2 protein-coding genes are annotated in these 2,975 nt (G+C 36.2%); both read right to left on the minus strand.

What is annotated here, in order from left to right:
• Window positions 1-194, minus strand: a 194-nt coding sequence (locus tag C6368_RS16825) for a hypothetical protein (protein WP_159038660.1), incomplete at its 3' end; no start/stop codon positions are given.
• On the minus strand, window positions 175-2,520 hold the full coding sequence (locus tag C6368_RS16830) for a GEVED domain-containing protein (RefSeq protein ID WP_107040386.1): 2,346 nt from the start codon (window positions 2,518-2,520) through the stop codon (window positions 175-177). The genes C6368_RS16825 and C6368_RS16830, both read right to left, overlap by 20 nt.
• Window positions 2,521-2,975 lie beyond the last annotated feature (455 nt).

The following is a 2,975-nucleotide window of genomic DNA, read 5'->3' on the forward strand; positions in this document are numbered from 1 at the left end:
AACCATTCAAATGATAAATACGGAGAAGTCAATTGTGAAATATCAACTTCTGGTGTCATCAAAACCATACTATCTGGATAAGGTGATGAACCATCAGCCCAAGCATACTCCCCTGGGTTTCTACCGTTGGCAGTGGCACCATACCCAGGAGCTCCAGTAAATTTCCAAAAATTACTAATACTTGTACTCGTCAATGATGATTCGTTTTCCCAACATTGTGGCTGAACTCCGTTGTTGAAACTTTCGTAATAAGGGGCTACTACAATACCACAATCTGTNACTTTCGTAATAAGGGGCTACTACAATACCACAATCTGTGTAAACTGAGAATGATCTCAATGCACTTGAATCAGTAGCACTGCAAATGGACCTTACATAAAAATCATAATTTGTACTTGGAGATAGACCACTGACAGTATAAGGGTTAGTTCCTACCGCAAGATAAGTCCCTGTACCTTGAGTAAATCCAGAAGGACCATATTCAATACTCCAAGCAGTTGCACCACTTAATGACGTCCATTCTAACTCTACTTCAGTTGTAGAAACCATTAGTGTATCTATATCAATAACAGGTAAACAAGTAGGAGGTGCAATCACTTCAAATATATAATCTTCTGCTTCTCCATAAGAACCGGAACATGCGTTTGGTATTGTTGAATTCAACCAATCTGCTATTACACGCATTCTGTAGTTCCCAACTGCAGTTCCTAACGGTACTGTAAAAGAATTTGTTAAAGGAGAAGCGGTATATCCATTAGAAGAATAAACTTTTTCCGAATTATCAAAAGAAAAATCGTTATTCCAATCAATATATATTGCATAACCATGAGTTCCTGTAGCACCTGAAGTAATCGTAAAATCGATATCCAACAATTCATACCCTGAAGCTACAATAGATGTGAAGTCAGAATAAGCTGCAGTTGTTGAACCTCCACCTGAATTTAGGTTTGAAATGTTCGTAATCCCTGTAAACGTTTCAAAATCATTAATAAATCTAGTTGTATTAGTTGAAGTATAATCACAATAAGTATTTTTGAAGAAATACGGTCCAGTCCATGCACTTAAGTCTCCACCACCACAATCAGCTTGAACATAATATTCGTACTGAGAATTTGCTGCGATTGCTAATGTGTATGGATTTGAAGTTACTGCAGGAACTGGTGTTCCTGTTCCAACAGTGAATCCTGGAGCTCCATATTCAATGTTCCAAGTTGTTGCCGTACCATTTTCTGTCCAACTCAATTCAGCTTGGGTAGCAGTGATGTTACCTGCTGTTAAAGCAGATGGTGCTAAACAATTTGGTGCACTTAGAATTGTTAATGTAAAATCAACAGTCACTCCTGAACCAGATGTAGAACCACATGCTGAAGCTGGAGTCCCTGATCCAAATGCATACATACCACGCACTCTCATTCGGTAATCATCCATAGCCGTTCCAACTGGAACTAAAACACTTAGAGATTGACTCGCAAGTGATGAGTGATTCGAAGCTACCAATTCAGATGCATCAAAAATTAAATCTTTATTCCAATCGACCCATACAGACACACCATTATTTGCATTTGAGAATGTAGTATTTAAATTGAAAGTTTGAGCTTCGTGAGACTCAAATACTTGAGCAGTCTCATCTGCATAAGATCCAGCAGGATGAGAAGATGCAGTATAATTCGTATTAGTTATAGCGCCATTTGAAGAAACCGAATTAAAATAGTAGAAGGTTCCACTTGATGAAACATCACAATATTTAAACTCGTATGGTCCGGTCCAAGCACTTGTGTCACCTGCTGAACAAATCGAACGCACATAAAAGTCATACTCATTTCCTGTAACGATTGTTGCAGTGTAAGGATTTGAAGTTGTTATTGCAGCAGACCCTGTTCCCGTTCCAGGAGTAAATCCAACAGCACCATAGTCAACCTGCCACTCTGTAGATGTGTTAGCTTCGGTCCAACCAAAATCAAGTGTGGTACTTGTAATATTACTTACCATTAAGTTTATGGGATCAAGACAAAAAGTAGCATCATACAGCTGTACCTCTTCGACTTGGTAGATACCATTTCCACCGCCACATCTCGCAGTTAGATTTATTCTATAATGAGAATATGCAGTAGTGTTTGTAAAGTTATATCTTCTAGAATAATGCCTTGTTGTGATACAAGGTATAGTTCCTGTAGCTATACTTGTAAAAGTGGTTCCATTATTGGAACCGAAAATTTCATAATTCTGTGCATCACGACCTGGCTCATCATTTGCTGTAGTAATTTCAATCGATTTAGCAATTTGAGCTACACCACCTAAGTCAACCGTAAAACCAATACCATCATTATTGATATCATCGAAGTCGAGAAATTTATCAGTAGTACCATCAATGACATTTTCTACTCCTTCATTAGCTGGTGAACTGACCGTTTGATAATGTGATATTGTCATTCCGGGAGTAAATATCCCTACTTGTGCTTTGACTTGCCAACTAAAGCCGGTTAGCATGAGCGCAGCAATTAAAGCTGTAATTGTTTTCATAAGTATATTTTATTATGTTTATTAGCAGCTAAAATTAATGTTTTTTATGATAAAAAAAGACTCCTATCTAAAAATTACATCATAAGCATTTAAAAATGATATATTTCCCATAATATTTATCGAACAAATGACTAAACACCATTTCTGTTTTTCCATATAAATTGACAGATTATTCTTTAGGACAATACTATTAACATACTTAAATTCAAGTACGTAAAACCAATCAATTTCGCCCCATTTTCATATCGGAGTATCAAGCTAATAACTATTTTATTTAAAAATTCTATATCTCCGCAGAAATTTCACCTTTCAAGCAATAAACAAAAAAACGTCCCTCTTAAGAGAGACGTTTTATTAAAAGTTTAATTCACAGACTTTAACTGTGTGAAAAATGGTTTAAATATTAACTAACAACCATCCACTTACATTAAATTATTGCTTCACAACTTTGAAAG

This window comes from Brumimicrobium mesophilum (genome assembly GCF_003025005.1).
Lineage (GTDB): Bacteria > Bacteroidota > Bacteroidia > Flavobacteriales_D > Crocinitomicaceae > Brumimicrobium > Brumimicrobium mesophilum.